Source organism: Leptolyngbya sp. FACHB-8, assembly GCF_014695575.1.
Classification (GTDB): Bacteria; Cyanobacteriota; Cyanobacteriia; order Elainellales; family Elainellaceae; genus Vacuolonema.
Window position 1 is genome coordinate 41841 of the sequence record NZ_JACJOO010000062.1, and the last position, 18049, is coordinate 59889.

The 18049-nt window shown below is 51.7% G+C and carries 16 protein-coding genes and 1 riboswitch; of the genes, 9 read left to right on the top strand and 7 right to left on the bottom strand.

Going from position 1 to position 18049, the window contains the following annotated elements:
* Positions 1–199 precede the first annotated feature (199 nt).
* Positions 200–799 carry a superoxide dismutase gene (locus H6F91_RS15715; protein ID WP_190772237.1) on the bottom strand — a complete coding sequence of 200 codons (600 nt, stop codon included), beginning with the start codon at positions 797–799 and terminating at the stop codon, positions 200–202.
* Positions 800–1104: 305 nt separating this feature from the next.
* Between H6F91_RS15715 and secD the strand changes: the two genes are divergently transcribed.
* The 3 genes from secD (at position 1105) to H6F91_RS15730 (ending at position 4010) form a co-directional block, all read left to right on the top strand.
* Positions 1105–2511: a protein translocase subunit SecD gene (secD, locus tag H6F91_RS15720; protein WP_190772238.1), complete on the top strand. Its 1407-nt coding sequence runs from the start codon at positions 1105–1107 to the stop codon at positions 2509–2511.
* Positions 2508–3479, top strand: a complete 972-nt coding sequence (secF, locus tag H6F91_RS15725) for a protein translocase subunit SecF (RefSeq protein WP_190772239.1) — start codon at positions 2508–2510, stop codon at positions 3477–3479. Before secD ends, secF begins: the two co-directional genes overlap by 4 nt.
* A gap of 87 nt (positions 3480–3566) precedes the next feature.
* A complete protein-coding gene (locus H6F91_RS15730; protein ID WP_242035815.1) occupies positions 3567–4010 on the top strand; it encodes a hypothetical protein in 444 nt (147 codons plus the stop codon).
* Positions 4011–4077: 67 nt separating this feature from the next.
* Here the strand turns inward: H6F91_RS15730 and H6F91_RS15735 are convergent, their stop codons facing one another.
* On the bottom strand, positions 4078–4479 hold the full coding sequence (locus tag H6F91_RS15735) for a fasciclin domain-containing protein (RefSeq protein ID WP_190772240.1): 402 nt from the start codon (positions 4477–4479) through the stop codon (positions 4078–4080).
* A 294-nt stretch (positions 4480–4773) separates the two neighbouring features.
* On the opposite strand from H6F91_RS15735, the gene gntT reads away from it, so the two are divergent.
* Together gntT and H6F91_RS15745 are read left to right on the top strand one after the other, a co-directional pair.
* On the top strand, positions 4774–6111 hold the full coding sequence (gene gntT / locus H6F91_RS15740) for a guanitoxin biosynthesis MATE family efflux transporter GntT (protein WP_347280044.1): 1338 nt from the start codon (positions 4774–4776) through the stop codon (positions 6109–6111).
* Between the two features lie 306 nt (positions 6112–6417).
* On the top strand, positions 6418–7338 hold the full coding sequence (locus tag H6F91_RS15745) for a LysR family transcriptional regulator (RefSeq protein ID WP_190772241.1): 921 nt from the start codon (positions 6418–6420) through the stop codon (positions 7336–7338).
* A 76-nt stretch (positions 7339–7414) separates the two neighbouring features.
* On the opposite strand, the gene H6F91_RS15750 is transcribed toward H6F91_RS15745, so the two are convergent.
* Positions 7415–7825, bottom strand: coding sequence for a hypothetical protein (locus H6F91_RS15750; RefSeq protein WP_190772242.1), 411 nt, complete (start codon positions 7823–7825; stop codon positions 7415–7417).
* A 354-nt stretch (positions 7826–8179) separates the two neighbouring features.
* A riboswitch (TPP riboswitch) is annotated at positions 8180–8301 on the top strand.
* Positions 8302–8542: 241 nt separating this feature from the next.
* On the opposite strand from H6F91_RS15750, the gene H6F91_RS15755 reads away from it, so the two are divergent.
* Entirely contained in the window at positions 8543–10051 is a 1509-nt protein-coding gene (locus H6F91_RS15755; protein ID WP_190772244.1) for a Na+/proline symporter, read from the top strand.
* Between the two features lie 443 nt (positions 10052–10494).
* On the opposite strand, the gene H6F91_RS15760 is transcribed toward H6F91_RS15755, so the two are convergent.
* The gene (locus tag H6F91_RS15760) at positions 10495–10806 is read right to left on the bottom strand and encodes a DUF3155 domain-containing protein (protein ID WP_190772245.1); all 312 of its coding nucleotides are present in this window, start codon (positions 10804–10806) and stop codon (positions 10495–10497) included.
* Between the two features lie 258 nt (positions 10807–11064).
* Here H6F91_RS15760 and H6F91_RS15765 point away from each other — a divergent pair, with 258 nt between their 5' ends.
* Entirely contained in the window at positions 11065–12468 is a 1404-nt protein-coding gene (locus H6F91_RS15765; RefSeq protein ID WP_190772246.1) for a HAMP domain-containing sensor histidine kinase, read from the top strand.
* A 142-nt stretch (positions 12469–12610) separates the two neighbouring features.
* Here the strand turns inward: H6F91_RS15765 and H6F91_RS15770 are convergent, their stop codons facing one another.
* Positions 12611–13579 (bottom strand): calcium-binding protein, encoded by a 969-nt coding sequence (locus H6F91_RS15770; RefSeq protein ID WP_190772247.1) that lies wholly within the window; start codon positions 13577–13579, stop codon positions 12611–12613.
* Positions 13580–14253: 674 nt separating this feature from the next.
* Between H6F91_RS15770 and H6F91_RS15775 the strand changes: the two genes are divergently transcribed.
* Entirely contained in the window at positions 14254–14733 is a 480-nt protein-coding gene (locus H6F91_RS15775; protein WP_190772248.1) for a hypothetical protein, read from the top strand.
* Entirely contained in the window at positions 14730–15305 is a 576-nt protein-coding gene (locus H6F91_RS15780; protein WP_190772249.1) for an Npun_F5749 family FMN-dependent PPOX-type flavoprotein, read from the top strand. The genes H6F91_RS15775 and H6F91_RS15780 overlap by 4 nt, the downstream gene beginning before the upstream one ends.
* 149 nt (positions 15306–15454) lie before the next feature.
* Here the strand turns inward: H6F91_RS15780 and H6F91_RS15785 are convergent, their stop codons facing one another.
* The gene (locus H6F91_RS15785) at positions 15455–15772 is read right to left on the bottom strand and encodes a TMEM14 family protein (protein WP_190772250.1); all 318 of its coding nucleotides are present in this window, start codon (positions 15770–15772) and stop codon (positions 15455–15457) included.
* Between the two features lie 127 nt (positions 15773–15899).
* Positions 15900–17906: a sodium:proton antiporter gene (locus tag H6F91_RS15790; RefSeq protein ID WP_242035816.1), complete on the bottom strand. Its 2007-nt coding sequence runs from the start codon at positions 17904–17906 to the stop codon at positions 15900–15902.
* Positions 17907–18049 lie beyond the last annotated feature (143 nt).

The following is an 18049-nucleotide window of genomic DNA, read 5'->3' on the forward strand; positions in this document are numbered from 1 at the left end:
TCAATTCGGGATAATCTCAAAAGCCTAATTTGTCGCGCGCAGGGCGTACGACAAATTAGGCTCTTTCAAGGAGTGCGCCTTGAAAAAACCCTTAACCCGAACTTAGATTAGCGATCGCCCAAATTATCAGAAGCACTTAAAGAAAATGGCGATCGCCCCAAAGAGCGATCGCCATTCAGCCTAGCAATACAAACGAGACTTATGAAGCCAGGTTAGCGGCCACAAAATCCCAGTTCACCAGCTTATCCAGGTAGTTGGCAATGAACGCAGGGCGAGCATTACGGAAGTCAATATAATAAGCGTGCTCCCATACATCCAGGGTCAGCAGTGCCTTCTTGCCCTGAGCCAGAGGGTTGACAGCGTTGGGGGTTTTGGTAACCGCCAGCGTGCCATTGTCATCAATCAACCAGGCCCAACCGCTACCAAACTGAGTTGCAGCGGCATTGGAGAAAGCTTCTTTGAACTTGTCATAGCTGCCAAAGGAAGCATCGATTTTAGCAGCCAGATCTCCCGTAGGAGCGCCGCCACCACCGGGCTTCAAGGAGTTCCAGAAGAAGGTGTGGTTCCAAACCTGAGCGGCGTTGTTAAAGATACCCGCCTTAGAGTCGTCGTTGTAGGTGCTTTTAATAACCTCTTCCAGGGGTTGGCTGTCGAGGTCGGTACCGGCCACCAGCTTATTCAGGTTATCAACATAGGCTTTGTGGTGCTTGCCATAGTGATATTCAAAGGTTTCTGCCTTCATGCCATAGGGTTCGAGGGCATCCGTAGCAAAAGGCAGGGGCGGCTGTTGGAATGGCATAGTGTTCTTTCCTCGTGAGGGTTAACGATACAAACGAACTGCGTCAAGGTTGATAGTTCGGGAACCCATTCCAGGGAAAGCAGACGGGCTTCTGGGTGGGGCGATCGCCGACTATTGATAGGATTTTATATCAAAAATTTACAAACAGACGTTTATCCGCACACGACCCCAGCAATTCTTATGGTGAATCGAGCCCGACCGCTTGCCTAAGGCAGTCTCTCCCAGCCAAAAATAGGACTAGAACACTCCCCATTCGGTCATCGCAAAATCCAGCTATCATAGCGAATGTCGTATGAGCTACAGACATGGCAAGACAGCGTTCCGTCCTCCTACTTGTATTGGTACTGGTGATTGCCGCCGTTACCATCCTGATTAAAGTTCCTATCCCCTTGGGGTTAGACTTGCGGGGGGGAACGCAGCTCACACTTCAGGCTCAACCCACCGAAGCCGTACCTGAAATCACCCCCGAGAAACTGGAAGCCGTTCGCAGCGTTGTAGAGCGGCGGATTAACGGCCTGGGGGTTTCTGAATCCGTTGTGCAAACGATCGGGCGTGACCAACTGCTGGTGCAATTGCCTGGAGTGAGTGACCCGGCCCAAGCTGAACGTGTCCTGGGAGGCACTGCTCAGCTCGATTTCCGGGAGCAGCAAGCGGGTAGTGAACAACAAATACCCATTGAGTATCAGTTACGCCAGCAAGCTCTAGTCGAGCTGGCGCAGGCCGAACAAAGTGGTGATCAAGCCGCTATTGATAAGGCTCAGAAAGAATTAGACAAACGGAATGAGGCGATCGCCAGCCTCTTCCAAAAAACCGAGCTGACCGGGGAAAAGCTCAGCAATGCCTATGCTGCCCCTGTGAATGGCAACTACTGGGAAGTCGGCCTGGAATTCAATAACCAGGGTGCAAGTGAATTTGCGGCTCTAACCAAGAGTGTGGCAGGCACCGGACGCAGCTTGGGTATCTTCCTTGATAACGAATTGCTCAGTGCTCCTACTGTCAGCGTGCAGTACGCAGAAACGGGGATTACAGGAGGCCGCGCATCTATTACAGGAGGCTTCACTACAGAAGAGGCTAACGATCTGGCGCTACAACTCCGAAGCGGTGCCCTCCCTGTTCCTGTAAAAATCTTGGAAAACCGCACGGTTGGTGCCACCCTGGGGCGTGACAGTATCCAAAGCAGCATTTACGCTGGTTTGGCTGGTTTGGCGCTAGTCCTGATCTTCATGGCCGTCTACTATCGTCTACCTGGAATCGTAGCGGACATCTCTCTCATCATTTACTCCATACTCACCCTGGCCATCTTCTCCTTATTAGGCGTCACCCTAACTCTGCCCGGTATCGCCGGATTCATTCTCAGTATTGGTATGGCGGTAGATGCCAACGTGCTGATTTTCGAACGCACTCGCGAAGAATTGCGTGATGGCAAAACCCTTTACCGCTCAGTCGAGTCAGGCTTCTACAGAGCCTTCTCCAGCATCTTGGACAGTAACGTCACAACCCTGATTTCCTGTGCTGCTCTGTTCTGGCTAGGAACAGGCTTGGTCAAGGGTTTCGCCCTTACCCTGGCCCTGGGGGTGGTTGTGAGTATGTTTACCGCGCTCACCTGTAGTCGTACATTCTTGCTTACCGTATTAGGTTTTCCGACACTGCGTCGCCCTCAATACTTCTGTCCTAAACTGCCCAAAGCCACTCAGTCTAAAGCAATCTCATGAAACTGAACGTTATTAAACAACGCAAACTCTGGTGGGGCATTTCCACCGCCATTATTCTGGCTGGGCTGGTGGCAATGGTCATCTCCTGGAAACAAATTGGTGCCCCTCTACGTCCTAGCCTGGACTTTGTGGGAGGAACACGACTGCAATTGGAGTTGGCCTGCGCCCAATCCAATAGTTGCGACGGCCCTATCGACCCAGGCGTTGTGCGTGAGATTCTTGCAACCGAAGGGCTGGAGGGGAGCAGCATCCAGGTCGTGGGTGACAGACAAGAAGCTCTCTCGATTCGCACCTCCACATTGGAGGTCGAAGAGCGGGAACAACTGCTGCAAGCGCTAGCAGCGAAATTGGGCGAATTTGATCCCGCATCAACACAGATTGATACCGTCGGGCCAACCCTGGGACGGCAGACTTTTACATCGGGTTTGGTTGCTCTGGGGCTTTCGTTTTTGGGCATCATGGTCTATCTGACCTTCCGATTTCAGCCTGACTATGCGGTATTTGCGATCGTGGCGCTACTCCATGATGTGTTAATAACCGTGGGAATCTTTGCCATCCTGGGCCTGGCACTACAGGTTGAAGTCGACAGTTTATTTATCGTGTCATTGCTGACCATTGTGGGTTTCTCAGTCAACGACACAGTGGTCATTTACGATCGCGTCCGAGAAACCATCAAAATTAACCCCAATCGCCACATTGATGAAGTGGTCGATGATGCGGTGAATCAAACCTTGACGCGCTCGATCAATACCACCCTCACAACGCTGTTATCCCTGGTAGCCATCTTCCTGTTTGGAGGGGACACCTTAAAATACTTTGCCTTAGCGCTGATTATTGGCTTTGTAGCAGGAGCTTACTCCAGTATTTTTATCGCCAGTACCCTGCTAGCACTCTGGCGGGAACGGACGGGGAACGCCTATGCGCAAGTTTCCCCCGTCGAAGCAGAACCTGCTGATTCTGCTTCCTAACCTCCTCCGGAGAGGGGCATTGCTCATGCTTAAAGCGTGAACAATGCCCCTTTTTCAAATCTTTCAGGCACTCTTACCTGAACAATTATGAAATTTAATGGCCGTTCAAAACGTTCCCTACTCAGCGGTAAGGCTGCCGGAACTGTCCGTGCTCTTTTCCCCGCAGACGAGCCAGAACTGAGCAAACAGATGGAGCGGCTACATCACTTACAGGTATTAGGCCGCTGGATTGTGGTTGGAGTCGCCTGGGCCACCATTTTGCCTGTCAGTCTGTGGTTATTGCGGCGTGATATTTCTTTGTTACGCGCTTTCTTCACCTGGGCAGCCGTCCGCTATGCCTTGATTTTTCACCCCGTGGTGACGATCGCCCTTTCCCTCTGCATTGGTCTTACGGTCGGCGTCTTAATCTGGCAGAGTCGCAACATCCTGTTTGGCTTACCCGAAAGCGAGCTGAAACGGCTTCAGCGTCAGGTTGTTAACATTCGAGAACGGGGCGATCGCCATCCCCTCTGGCGCTGGGTTTGCAAGTAGATAACCTCAGAGGTACAAAGATTAGACTCCCGGTGTTTTTAGAAACACCGGGAGTCTAGTTTAGGGATTAGCCCATCAAAATCACGCGATCGATTACATGAATAATGCCATTGTCGGCCTCCACATCAGGAGCAACCACCGTGGCATTTTTCACTTCAAACACGCCATTGCAGTTAATAGGAATGGGTGACCCTTCCAGAGAAGTGAGGCTATCGATGCTAGCCAGATCCGCCTTCGTGTATTTCCCAGATACCACATGGAATTTGAGAATTCGTGCCAGTTGGGGAGGATTTTGCACCAGAGTTTGCACCGTACCCGGGGGCAGCGCCGCAAAGGCGTCATCTACGGGCGCAAAAACGGTGAAAGGACCCGGGCTTTTAAGAGCCTCTACCAGTCCAGCGGCTTGCACTGCCGCCACCAGGGTTTTAAAGGAATCGGCACCAACGGCAATATCAACAATGTCAGGCATTCGAGGCTCCTCTGTATGGGCGATCGCAACACTTATGAAACGGTATGGCAACCAATGTCTTGCGTTCTTGACCGTCTGACTCACCGGAGGTGAGCCAGACCAGCCGATCAAAAAAATCCCTTCCAGCTTCCAAACCCCAGTCTACACCGGCGATGCACCCAATCTAAGAAGCGATCCCCACAATTCCCTTATCACCCACAAAAGAAGGAGTTATCGTGCGTTTTAGGGGTTTGGAGCACACAAAACCACACTTTATAAAATGAGTACGTCAGAGAGCATTGCAGGAGATTTTGGGTGATATTCAAAAATGAGCGGTTTGACTTTGGCGATCGCTTTCTGCGCTTGTCCTTTGTCAATATAGTGTCAAACCTGATGGTGCCCTTAGCAGGGTTAGTTGACACCGCTTTTCTGGGGCATTTAGATGACATTCGCTACCTGGGTGGCGTGGCCCTTGGAGCGGTACTCTTCAGCTATCTTTACTGGACCTTTGGGTTTCTGAGGATGGGTACCACTGGTACCACAGCCCAGGCCGTAGGGCGGGGTGACGACGAAGCCGTCTGGTTGACACTTTTGCGGAATGGGGCGATCGCGCTCACCGTTGGATTCGGTCTTCTACTGCTGCAATACCCCATCCGAGAGGCCGGATTCTGGTTGCTACAAGCCGCCCCCGAGGTAGAGCAAGCCGGAAAAAGTTACTACAACGCCCAGATCTGGGGAGCTCCCGCTGCCCTTATGGATTTTGTGCTGGTGGGCTGGTTCCTGGGTCGGGAGCGGGGGCGCACTGTTCTGGTGATGTCCCTGGTCAATAACAGCGTGAACGTTGTGTTGAACTATTGGTTCATCTTTCGCCTGGGGATGGCTAGTCAGGGCGCTGGAGCCGCTACCGCTGTTAGCCAGTACGCCATGATGCTGACCGGATTCTTACTCCTGAGCCGAGAATGGAACTGGGCCAGAATTCGGGCGATCGCCCGCCGACTCCGGACCTCCGACACCTTGTTAGCAGACTTCTGGCTCAACAGCAACATCGTCATCCGTACCTTTGCATTAATCAGTACCTTCGCCCTCTTCACCAACTTCAGCGCCTCTATGGGTACGGTCACCCTGGCTGCTAATACCTTGCTCCTCCAAGTGGTTACCTTTTCTGCTTACTTTGTGGATGGTATTGCTTTTGCCACCGAGAATTTTGCGGGTATGTTTTGCGGGGGCGGCAAAGGACAGAAACTTGTAGCGCTCACCCAACTGGCTGGAAGTACCTGTTTAGGGTTGGGGCTGGCGATCGCCTTAGTCTTCATTAGCTTTCCTGTGCCGCTCTTTGGCCTGCTGACACGCCACAACGATGTCTTGCAGATGGTGCAGCAGTATGTAGGTTGGCTCTTACCCGTATTGGGATTTGGCTCCCTGGCCTACATGCTTGACGGTTATTTTCTCGGGTTAACGGCAGGGCATACCCTTCGGCAATCGGCTCTGCTTTCAACTCTGGTGGGGTTTGTGCCATTGGGAGCGATCGCCAGCTTCCTCCATAACCCACATCTGTTATGGCTGGCCTTAAGTGGGTTCATGCTAACCCGTACCCTGACCTTGGGTTCGCAGCTTTCCGCAACTTTCCACACCCCCTCAGAAGCAAATTCTTAAATTTTCACAGGGCTTGTGCAAGTTCACTCTGTTTAGTGCATTCTTACTGAAAGCCTCCCCAAGGGAAAAGCACCATGCCATGGTTAAAGCGATAACCAACCCCATTGGGCTGCTTCGATGAAGCGCGACCGCTCTTCATCGGTTTACCGCTAAACGCATTGCATGGTGCTGCTGGAAGGGAACGTAACATAGTTGCCATTGCAGATATAATAGCTCCGAAATCCATAGAAAAAAATCACTAATTCGTATCCCCGTGATAGAATTTTTTCTATGCAATAGGACGATGTCAGTGCTAGGAGAACCCCTTTGATTCACGCTACTCTGCACCAGCTCAAAGTTTTCGAAGCGACAGCTCGGCACGGCAGTTTCACCCGTGCCGCCGAAGAACTTTACCTTACTCAGCCAACGGTTTCGATGCAGGTCAAGCAGTTGACCAAGTCCATCGGTTTACCTTTGTTTGAGCAAGTAGGCAAGCGGCTTTATCTGACCGATGCAGGGCGCGAACTCTTCAACACCTGCAAAGAAATTTTTAGCCAACTTGAGCAGCTAGAGATGACCGTTGCCGACCTCAAGGGGATGAAGCAGGGTAAGCTGCGGTTGGCTGTTATCACAACAGCAAAATACTTCCTACCCCGCTTGTTGGGGCCGTTTTGTCAGAAATATCCTGGGGTTGATATTTCACTGATTGTCACCAACCATGAGCGGGTTATTGATCGCCTGGCCAACAACCAGGATGACCTCTACGTCATGAGTCAGCTCCCCGACAACCTGGATATTAAAGCTCAGCCTTTTCTAGATAACCCGCTCGTTGTCGTAGCCCCTCGCAACCACCCCCTAGTTGGAGTGAAAGACATCTCACTAGAACGGTTATGTGAGGAAACGTTTATCATGCGAGAGCCGGGGTCTGGTACGCGCCGCGCCTTCCACCACATGCTAGACGAGAAGGATTTGGAGGTAAAAGTACGGCTGGAACTGGGTAGCAATGAGGCAATTAAGCAGGCGATCGCCGGTGGCTTAGGGCTCTCGGTTCTCTCTCGCCACACCTTGACTCCCGAGTCCTCCAACACAGAGTTTGCCGTTCTAGATGTCCAGGGCTTCCCAATTCAGCGGAAGTGGTATGTCGTGAACCTGGCAGGCAAACAACTCTCTGTCGTCGCCCAAACCTTTTTCGAATATTTGCTGATGGCTGCCCCTCAGTTGATGGAGACAGGCATCATCAATGTATAAAAAAGACTGGGTTTTTGACCCAGTCTGCGTAAAAATACCGAAAGGGTTAGCTCTTCAAATGAGAGCTTATCCCTTTTTAGCGTTTGCGCATATCACGAGCCATGCTGCGGAACATGTCCATGCTCGTGTCAGAACGGCGGCGATCGGTCAGCGGCTCTGACGCACCGTTAGCAGCGGTTCCATTACTGGTGGCTCCGTTGCTGGAAGCCCCATTCTGCGTTAGTACCTGGCTAACATCTACCAGGTTGCCGTTCACAGCCATCTTGCCCAGAGCAGAAACAGATTCAACCCGCTCAAACTCCTTAGGACTACTGAAGGTTTTCGGGAAGGTGCGCTTCACAACCTTGGCAGTTCTCATGTACTCGATGTCGCCAAAAGTCTTGGCATCATCAGCCTCGAGGAAATAAGCGACTGGCTTGTTTGCATTCGTCTGGACGCTTGCGTCCTGGTTCTTGTTGCCGTTGAACCAACCAAAAAGTCCTGCCATTGTGTTTGTAAGCAATAAAAAATTACAGTCATTTACATTATGTTACCTGAACTCATCCATTAGATGGTTGCAAAGATTACATCCTTCCAAATTCTGCAGAACTTTTTGAAGCACTTCTCATTTTTCTAGCCTGAGTTCGAGTTATGGGCATTTGGGCTTATCCCGAACTGAGGTTTTACAGCGCTTGAAAAGCGCTGTAAAACCTGGTTGTTTTTGGGAGAGCCGCGCTCCGCACAGCTCTCACAAAAACAACCGTGGCTGATTCAAGCGCCAAGCGCTGTAAGGGTGAGCCACTGCTCATTTCAATCAGCACCCAACGCATGGAATTGGTATTGCAAGGGAGTGATATGATCAAGCACAAGCTAGGGGTGCCTGCTACAGCAGGCTGAGATCATACCCTTGGAACCTGCGTTCTGGTCAGTAAAATGGCCAGACCACTGGGTAATGCCAGCGGAGGGAAGCGTTGATTGCGGTCTTGGATACCACGACGACGAAACGCACCATTGTGACGTGATGCCACCATCCCAAGGTTGTTTGGATGCGGGCGATCGCTCCATTCTCCCCATGCATGTCTACAGAACATGACGGGGTAGAACTTTCGTTCGGTGTAATCAGGGCACACCTCGCCTCTAGCGTTCTGTCCGATTTTTGGGGGCTCTTCGCCCCTCAGAAAATCGGACACAGCATTTGCGTTTGATTTTGGATGAGGTGCTTGTAATGTCCATCGAATCTATCAGCGTGCTGGTGTTATTAGTTACGGCAGGGCTATTTGCCCTGATGGGATTTCTCTACACCAGCCGCCAGACCATTAACTTAGAAGAATTTGTGGTCAGCCGTAACCGTTTCGGGATTGGCATGACCTTTGCAACAATCGTTGCCTCCGCCATGGGGGTATGGATTCTATTTAGTCCCCCACAGGTTGGCGCAACCAACGGCATTACTGGAGTTATTGGCTATGGCATTGGCTCAGCCATGCCAATTGCCATGCTGGCCTTTGCAGGACCACGGATACGGCGCATTTTGCCGAATGGGCACTCATTGAATGAGTTTGTATTGCTGCGGTTTGGCAACGCCATGTATCTACTCACCTTAGGGGTGATCGTGTTTTACATGTTCATTTACCTGAGTGCTGAGTTGACCGCGATCGCCAAAGCCGTTCAAATCCTGGCAAATGTTCCCCTGGGCTGGACAGCGTTGGTGGTAATTACTGCCACCTTCCTCTACACCACGGCAGGGGGGTTGCAATCCACAATCTTCACGGATGCCGTACAGTTCGTCATTATTGTGCCATTGCTACTGATTAGCCTTTGGGTTGCAGCCAGCAATCTGGGTGGTTGGCAGGCCGCTTTAGAACCCATTCAGGCAAAGGCTCCAGAACTATTGTCCTGGTCTAATATTTCGGGCATTAAGTTTGGTTTGACATTGCTCATCGCCATCACAGCGGCCGAAACTTTTAACCAGAGTAACTGGCAGCGAGTTTACGCTAGCCGCACCGGCAAAACCGTGCAAAAAGCATTTCTCTATAGCGCCCTCGTCATTGTCCCCATGATCATGGTTGCAGGAGCTCTGGGGCTGTTAGCGATGCACTTTGGCTTCAATGATGATCGCGCCTTCTTTTCCCTCATTCAAGAGCTACGGTTGCCCCTAGCCTTTGTCATGCTGGTACTGGTGCTGGCCCTGGCTCTGGTGATGAGTACTCTGTCATCTCTATTGAATGGCATCACCAGCGTCTTCACTGTGGACCTGGTGCGACTGTTTCCCCAGATGCAACGGGAAGGCATACTACGGGCCTCTCGGGTGCTGACGGTTGCCGTAGGCATTCCCGCCATTCTCATCGCGGCTCGGGGTTATGACGTGCTGTATCTCTTCTTGCTGGCCGATCTCATCTGTGCCGGGGCCTTCGCCCCTGTAATTCTAGGTCTCTACTCCCGCCATCTGACGGGAAGAGTTGCGCTGGCCGGAGCCCTGTTAGGAATCCTCACGGGGGCCCTCTATTTTCCTGCTCCAGACTTTAGTGCCTGGTTACCTATCCCAATGGGAGGTGATTTGCTGGTCAGCTTTGCAGCGGCACTCGTGGTCTCTACTGGGATAGTGGGTGCAGGCATCGCTCTGGCTCGCACCCAAAACAAGCAACCGTTTGACTTTAGCCGCCTTCAGGAGCGGGTACACTCCTACAGCCCTGAGCCCCTGGAGGAAATTTCCCAGGCAACAGGCGACATTCAGTAAAGCCTTTTAGGGCTGGTGGTGCGATCGCCAACCCTGAGAGGCAACAAAAAAGCGTGAGAACTATGGCTCCACGCTTTCTTTCACTGAGAAAAATCTTGAAAAAATAGGGATTGACAGAATCAATCCCTATTTTCGTTATTTAAGCTACGTAACAATGTCGAATCAGGTGGTAACAATAAACCAACCGTAAGCCTTACAGCTTTACTAGATGAGCGTAACACCCACCCATTCCACTCCAGTTCCGCAACGGTATTTTTTCTAATCTTCCGAAATTGCCAAGGAATAACTTGTATTCATCAGTAACTCGAAGAGAATTGAAATACCACAACTACCAAAGGCATCTGAAGTTTACAAAGCTGCTGGGGACTGATGAGTAGAGTCTCCAGCCTGACTACAACAGGGAAAAACACGGCACCGGGAGGCAACGATGCAAGAGAAGACTACTAGCTACCTAAGGCAACAGGCAGCATGTCAGACTCTTCATCCGTGCGCAGGCTGGGAAATAGGAAATGGTTCTCCTCCACATACTGCGCTCCAAACAGACCCTTCTCGGCCCAGAAGTACCGATCCGTGGTATGCTCGTTACGCTTTACAAGCAATAGTGCGGGAGGAGCAATTCCTTCAGCGTGAATGAACTTCCGGGCAGCAGTTACAGGCTTATCTTCGCCACACTCGATGCTAAACTGAGGTACGGATTCTAATATCCGACGGCCTTCCAAACGACGACGGCTCTTACGTTTGCGTCTCCTTGCCAACCTCCTGACCTCCTCTCTGCTACGATAGATGTAACTCTGGTTACAAAATAGATTGACGGTCGCTAGTATACCGTCTTAGGTATGAGATTTCAACTTCTTTTAAGCTTGCATTACAAAACATTACACAAACTCCGTTATCTATCTTTATTATTAATGCTTAATAGTAGGCGGATCGGGTTTAGAGCGAGCCTAGGCTAGAGCTCAATGCGATCGCCTTGATCCCTTACAGATTCTTCATTTTGGTTCAACTTGGTTGTGATGTTTGCGAGCCCAGACTTCGTCACCCTTTGCCAGGCCCAGATTGCGCTACTGACACAAGGGTTAGGGGCAGCGTTGAGTGTCGTCTACCTAACGGAAGAGGTAGCTGGAGATGCGACTGCAAATCTGGTACCAATTGCCGCCCATCCAGACACCATTTTTAGCCGTGATCCGGCCAGTGTCTTTTCCCTGCTTGCTCTAGATGCATCCGATGGCTTACATCCTCATCCCTCTCATAAGGGGGAGGCCATGGTATTTCCTCAAGTGGGGCAGCCTGTATTACCGGGTTCTCCCAATGGGAACGCACCGGAGGTGGAAGCCCAGGAGCAAACGTCTATTTTTGGCATGCCCTTACCCATGGCTCAGCGAATGATGGTGCCGCTCGTTCATGAAGGGGTTGTGTTGGGCTTGTTGGTGACGGCCCGCTCAGATCGTCCGTGGGGCGAAGTGGAACAGGATCAGATCGAACGGGTTGCCCGAACGTTGGCGATCGCCTGTGTCATGGATCGTCGTGCCGCCTGGAACGATCACAGCTTGCATCAGCTACAACAATTGCAAGCTCAGCAGCATGAACTCTTCGACAACCTGCTTCATCAGTTCCGAAACCCTCTGATGGCGTTGCGAACCTTTGGAAAAGTATTGCTGAAACGGCTTGCCCCTAATAACAAGAGTCGTGACCTGGCTGAGGGTATTGTTCGAGAAAGCGAACATTTACAAGACTTGCTCAAGCAATTTGAACAAGTGGTTGATCTGCAGCCCGTAGAACTTTTACCCGGTCAAGAGGAGAGCCATCCTCCAGAAAACTGGCGCAATAACCCAAAGGCCCTGGCCAGTTCTACTGGAGTACCGCTCTTACCGGGCGTCAATGCCCTGACCCCAGCACAACTGCAACCGATCGCCTGTGAGTTAACCGATATTTTGCAGCCCTTACTGAATTCGGCTCGGGCGATCGCCCAGGATCGTCGTCTCCAACTGCTCATCCTCATACCCGAAGGCGTGCCAGCCATTGAAGCCGATCCAGGAGCGTTGCGGGAAGCCTTCAACAACTTGATCGATAACGCTCTAAAATACACCCCATCTGGCGGGAAAGTCGAAGTTTTAGCAGGGTTGAGGCGTCAACGGAATGGAATTAACTTTCAGGGCCTTGCCATCATTGATAACGGTCCAGGAATTCCCCAAGGCGACCAAACCCGATTATTTGAGCGGCACTTTCGAGGTATCCAGGCAACCTCCGATATTCCTGGTACTGGCCTGGGTTTAGCCATTACCCATGACCTGATCCAGCGGATGCGAGGAGAAGTTGAAGCATTCAGTCCGGCGGGGGCCAGTGGGTTACTGCCCGACGAGGAGGATGGCGATCGCGGCACTGCATTTATTGTCTGGCTCCCAGAAGCTAGTCATTGAGCAAGACTGAGCCCCCTACTAAATGCTTGTGATGAGTGTGGCGTGTGAAACACACACTCAACAATTTACGAATCGCATGACGTAAAGAAAATGCGCCGTGCTTTGCACGACGCACTTCTTTTAGTTCTCGACAGAGTTGTGATTAGAGGTATTGCACAAAGCTTCCACCCAGATTGAAGCGAGTGGTGTTTTTGAGAACTCCAATCAGTTCATCACGCTGGGTTCCTGGCTTATCGAAGAAGATGCCTAGGTCCTGGTCACTAAAACCCGCTCCCAAACGTCTGACAAAATAATTATTCCGGTTTCCACTTAACTGAAGAACATCTTGTTGAGTATTGAATCCGGCAATCACGGCATAATCATTCAGGCCTGCGTTAGCTGCCCGCAGATCGTCGTAGTAGACGCGAGTTGCATCACCCAGAGCATAGGTATCCCGGTCCTGTCCTCCATTGAGGATGTCCCGTTCATTGAAACCAGGCCGAGTACTGGCAGAGCTGACGCCAACTAATAGGTCATCACCACTTTCACCCAGCAATACATCGGTTCCAACATTGCCATAAAGTTGGTCATTGCTAATACCACCATACAGGGTGTCGTTTCCAGCACCCCCGTTTAGGCTGTCATTACCGCCATCGCCGTAAACACTATCGTTGCCAATACCGCCGTATAGCTCGTCCTGATCATCTTCACCCTTGAGCAGGTCGTTTCCGGCGTCTCCCAGCAGCACGTCGTCATCATCACCGCCGTAGAGTTCGTCGTTATCATTGCCACCACGAATCAGGTCATCGCCATCTTCACCAGCAATGCGATCGCGCCCATTCTGGCCGTTCAAGCGATCAGCGTTACCGCCACCATAAACGGTGTCATTACCACTGCCACCGAGGACGTCATCGCGGCCACCCCCACCATAAATGGTGTCATCATCATCGCCACCATCCAGGTTGTCATCGCCATCATTGCCGTAGATTAGATCTTCGTCGTCATCACCGTAAATCTCATCTTCGCCACCACCGCCCTCTAGGCGATCGTCACCTTCATAGCCATAAATTAGATCATCGTTGGTGGTACCGATGATGCGATCGTTCAATGGAGTACCGTATCGAATTGCCATAGGAAAAATGCTACACGAGGGTATTTAGAAAACAAATGTTGCGTTTAGCTTTGAACAAGATCCTGCTCAAACTTCAAGCCCAGGTCGTTTTTGAATTTGGTATCGCTTCTTGCACCTTGGAATTAACAGAACTGTAGCATTCAGCCAAAAAGGCACAAATCCCGCCACAGTTCTATCCAATCGGGTGAAGCAACCGGGTGAAGTTAGTGTAGAAGTTGCTCGTTTCTGCGCCGCTTATTTGTTAGGACGCATCTTTAGAACGCAGGTTCCTGAAACCAAACTGAGGCCAACATTCACAAGTCAATACAGCGCCTTGCGCTTGAGTCAGACACGGTTGTTTTTGTGAGAGCCGCGCGGAGCGCGGCTCTCACAAAAACAACCAGGTTTTAAGCGGTTGAAAAACGCTGTACTTCACAAGTCAATACTTAAGAGAGTGTTTTGAATTGGGTGTACGTTGCACCCTAGTATTAGGCTGCACTAATTTTCGCAGGGTAGACAGGGCAGACTCGGTCTGCCCTATCTACCCTGTCAGGATTCCTGTAGTGAACGACTAGAAAATGAAGGGGTTAAAAAACGCCTGAACCAGTGTGGAACTCCAATGGACCAGGAATAGTCAATAGTAACTAGGAGAATCTACCAGCTGGTATAGATTTAACAAGCGCATCAGGAGTCCCATGTCTCATTTGTTTTCAAGAAAACCCCTTGTGGTTGGGGTGTTGTTGGGAATAGGTTTAATCGCCTTGCCTGCGATCGCCCAATCAAATTTTGGTAGTGTTACCCTACAACGCGGGTTCAATGTGGCTCAAGGAACCATGCGTGGCAACACCGGAGGGCGTAACTCCCTGCCCGAAATGGTGACAGCCCGCGATCGCGACGGCAACCTCTGCCTGGGTTATGGCAGTTCAGTACCCGATCACATTTTGGTGCTGGATCAAAGTTTTGATACTCTGTCGCTTCAAGTTAATAGCGGTGGCAACGACACGGCCCTTGTTGTGCGTGGTCCCGGTGGTGTGCGTTGTGGGGACGATACCTCGCGCAGCAACCCCGATGATCGCCTTCAGGGGACTGACTGGGCAGCGGGAAGCTACGAGGTCTGGGTTGGAACCAGTGACCCCGGTGCTCGCCATAACTACACGCTAACGGTAGGTCAATGACCCTGGCTCCCTGGCGATCGCCCCTGGCCCACGCCCTCCACCGGAACCGCTCCCTGGTCTATGCCCGCTATTTGCAACTGGCAACGGTACGAGCGGATGGTCGTCCAGCGAACCGAACCGTTGTATTTCGAGGGTTTCGGGACGATACCAATCAGCTACGGTTTGTCACCGATGACCGCAGCGAAAAAGTCGAGCAGTTGCGCGATCGCCCCTGGGGAGAGGCCTGCTGGTACTTCCCTAAAACGCGAGAGCAGTTTCGTTTGAGCGGCCCTATTCAGGCGATCGGGGTAGATGCATCCGATGAGTCTCTGGTAGCCCTGCGACAGCGTTTGTGGCAGGAGCTATCAGATGCAGCCCGTAGCCAGTTTGGATGGCCTTATCCAGGCAAGGAACGTGCAGCCGATACTGATTTCGACGTAAGCCCTGACCCCATCAACCCCCTACCCTGCTTCGTCGTACTTCTGCTCGATCCCCACGTTGTTGACCATCTGGAGCTGCGCGGAACTCCGCAAAACCGGACACGCTACGAACAAATGGAAGAAGCCTGGAAAACGCAGTTTGTAAATCCTTAAGCCCAAACATGAAATAAGCGTGGCGGACATGCCACGTTTATTTCATGTTTGGGCTAAATTTAGGTTCTAATATTGTCTCGATATGAAGAGCGCCTACTGTTGTAACCTTCCTGGACGGTGTGTAGAACAGAAAGCATATTGAATCGGTATTAGCCTTGAATCAACTGGCCAATGATGACACCTAATGCTGGAACCCCCAGTATTAGCATCAAGCCAGCGGGCATAAACTTACGCGTTTTGAGCCATCGCATCATAAAGGCCAGCAACAAGACAACCGTCACCACAGCCGCAACAATCAGCCCCCAGGACTGCCCCTGAATTTGCAACAAGGCACTAATCAGTAACAAAGCACCACATCCACAGCCCGCTAAAAGCGAGATCTTACTCTTGGCCTGGGCATACCCGAGAACACCGCCCACAATAGCCAACACTCCATAGGCGATCGCCGCCACTACCCCCAGATTCATTGCTGTTATTTCCTCAACTTGTCTTCCGTCGTTACATTATCCGGCAGTAAACACAAAAGCCCAGATTTGCCACAAAACGTAAGCCAAGCCTCAGCCTTTTACTCCCCCATTCTCAGGCCCTACGCCCCTACCCTTGAGTTTCCTGCCCGCTCCCCTCTGTCCGCTCCTCTACCTGAGCAATGACAGGCACTTTCACGTCAGGCAGTTCTACAGGTTCGGTAACGGGTTCAGGCAGATTTTCAATGTCTGCAATCGTTTCCGGCACCAGCACAGTTCTGGTGTATCCACCTCCCAACAGCTTGATCAGCTGAGGTTTGGGATCGTGGTAGAGGTAGAGCAGGCGATCGCCCGCTTTACCATCCTCCAGATTAGACACCAGCAACAGTTGCGTGTCAGTTTGCAGCAGAACTGGAAGAATGCGGCCGTTATCAATCAGCGTTCGCAAATGTTTCAGTTGGCGAGGACGGTTGGCTTCACTCAGCGTCGTTTCGCCAAGACGAATTTCGCGATCGCTTAAATAGCGATTCCAGTTCTTTAATGGCAACTGCGGCAGAAAAGCCGCTTTAATTTTGGTAGAACCTTCGGCACCATCCGCATTCGCCGCAGAGTCACTGGGAAGCAGAGACAAAACCCGAGGTGGGTTGAACTCTTCAGCCGCCCGCTGGGCAATCACCTGGTTGATAGCCCCATTGGTTGTCGCAGCCAGGAAGGTTCCCTTGGTTTCTAATCCGGCCTGTTCCAACACCTCAGCGTCGAGGGCGCTGCTGGCGATCGTCATTAAACCCTGCCGTTCAGCGATGGCACATGCTTGCAGGTCTGTATCAATCAAAACAGCCGCCTCATTTCGCTCCTGAAACAAGCGAGCAATCAGATAACTGAGGGGATTGCAACCCACAATGACGATCCCAGTAGAACCCAATGCTGTAATACCCAGCAGTTGGGCGACCCAACGGGCCGTCAACCCCTGGAGAAATACCGTTGAGAGAATTGTGAGAAATACCAGGGCTTTAATCGCATCTCCCCCCGTGACACCCCGTTCTGTCAGCAGAATGGCGAACAGGGAAGCTACAGAAGCAGACACAATGCCTCGGGGTGCGACCCAGGCCAAGAAAAGCTTCTGCCGCCAACTCAATTCCTGATTGTTGAGTGTACAGAGCCAGATACTCAGGGGACGGACAATAAACATCAGCACAGCGACCGTGAGCAGCGCTCCCTGCCCCAGAGCGAACAAGCTGGCTAATGAGAGGTCTGCCGCTAACAGCACAAAGAGAACTGATACCGACAAGGTTGTCAGTTGTCCTTTAAACCGACGCAGGGGCCGTTCATCCGGGATTCCAGAAGCTCGTAGCACGACCCCGGCAACCACCGCTGTCATCAGCCCTGCTTCACTACGGATGAGCTGCGCGACGCCAAACAGCCCCCAAATTCCCGCCAGCACCACCAAATTCTTTAGGTCATCAGAGAGCGATCGGTTCAGCTTCAGCCCCTGCCCTAATGCCCAGCCACCCAGCGCTCCAATGCCGCCACCAATGCTCAGACGGACAAACAGGCCCCCCACAACCGATAGGGGATCGGTTTCGCCATTGAGAATCACATCCAGTACCACCACGGCCAGGATGGCTCCGACCGGGTCAATCAACACGCTTTCCCCCTCTAATAGTGCAGCAACAGGGGGTTGAACCTGCACTTGCTTGAGCAGGGGGGAAATGACGGTGGGGCCGGTGACAACCACCAGAGAACCAAAGAGAAAGGCGATCGCCCACGGGAACTCTCCCAACCAGTGGGCTGCCATCCCACCACCGACGAGGGTAATCAGCGTCCCAATCGTCACCAGATTACGCAAGCTACCCGACACCTGACTCAGCCGCCGCAGCTCAAGATTAAGGCCGCCTTCAAACAGAATCAGGGCTACGGAGAGAGCCACAATGACTTCCAGTCCGTTGCCTAATAGTTGCGGATGCACAATATCCAGGCCATCATTGCCCAGCAAAATGCCAAAAGACAGCAAAAAAACAATGCTGGGCACTTTGAAAAAGTCAGCGATGACCTGTGCGCCAATGCCGACCATGACCGCCACGATCATCTGCAACATCATGGCCAGGGCAGTGTTCATCGTACCTGGGTCGTCCAGCATGATCCTCGCAAACTATACATTGCTTATGGTATCGAACCTCAGCTCGGATTCAGGGAATTTTCGAAACCAACACGACTCCCAGCCCTTGCAAATTTCATGAATCCCAAAATCAGTGCTGTTCTAGACATGGGCTTGGTTGTTGC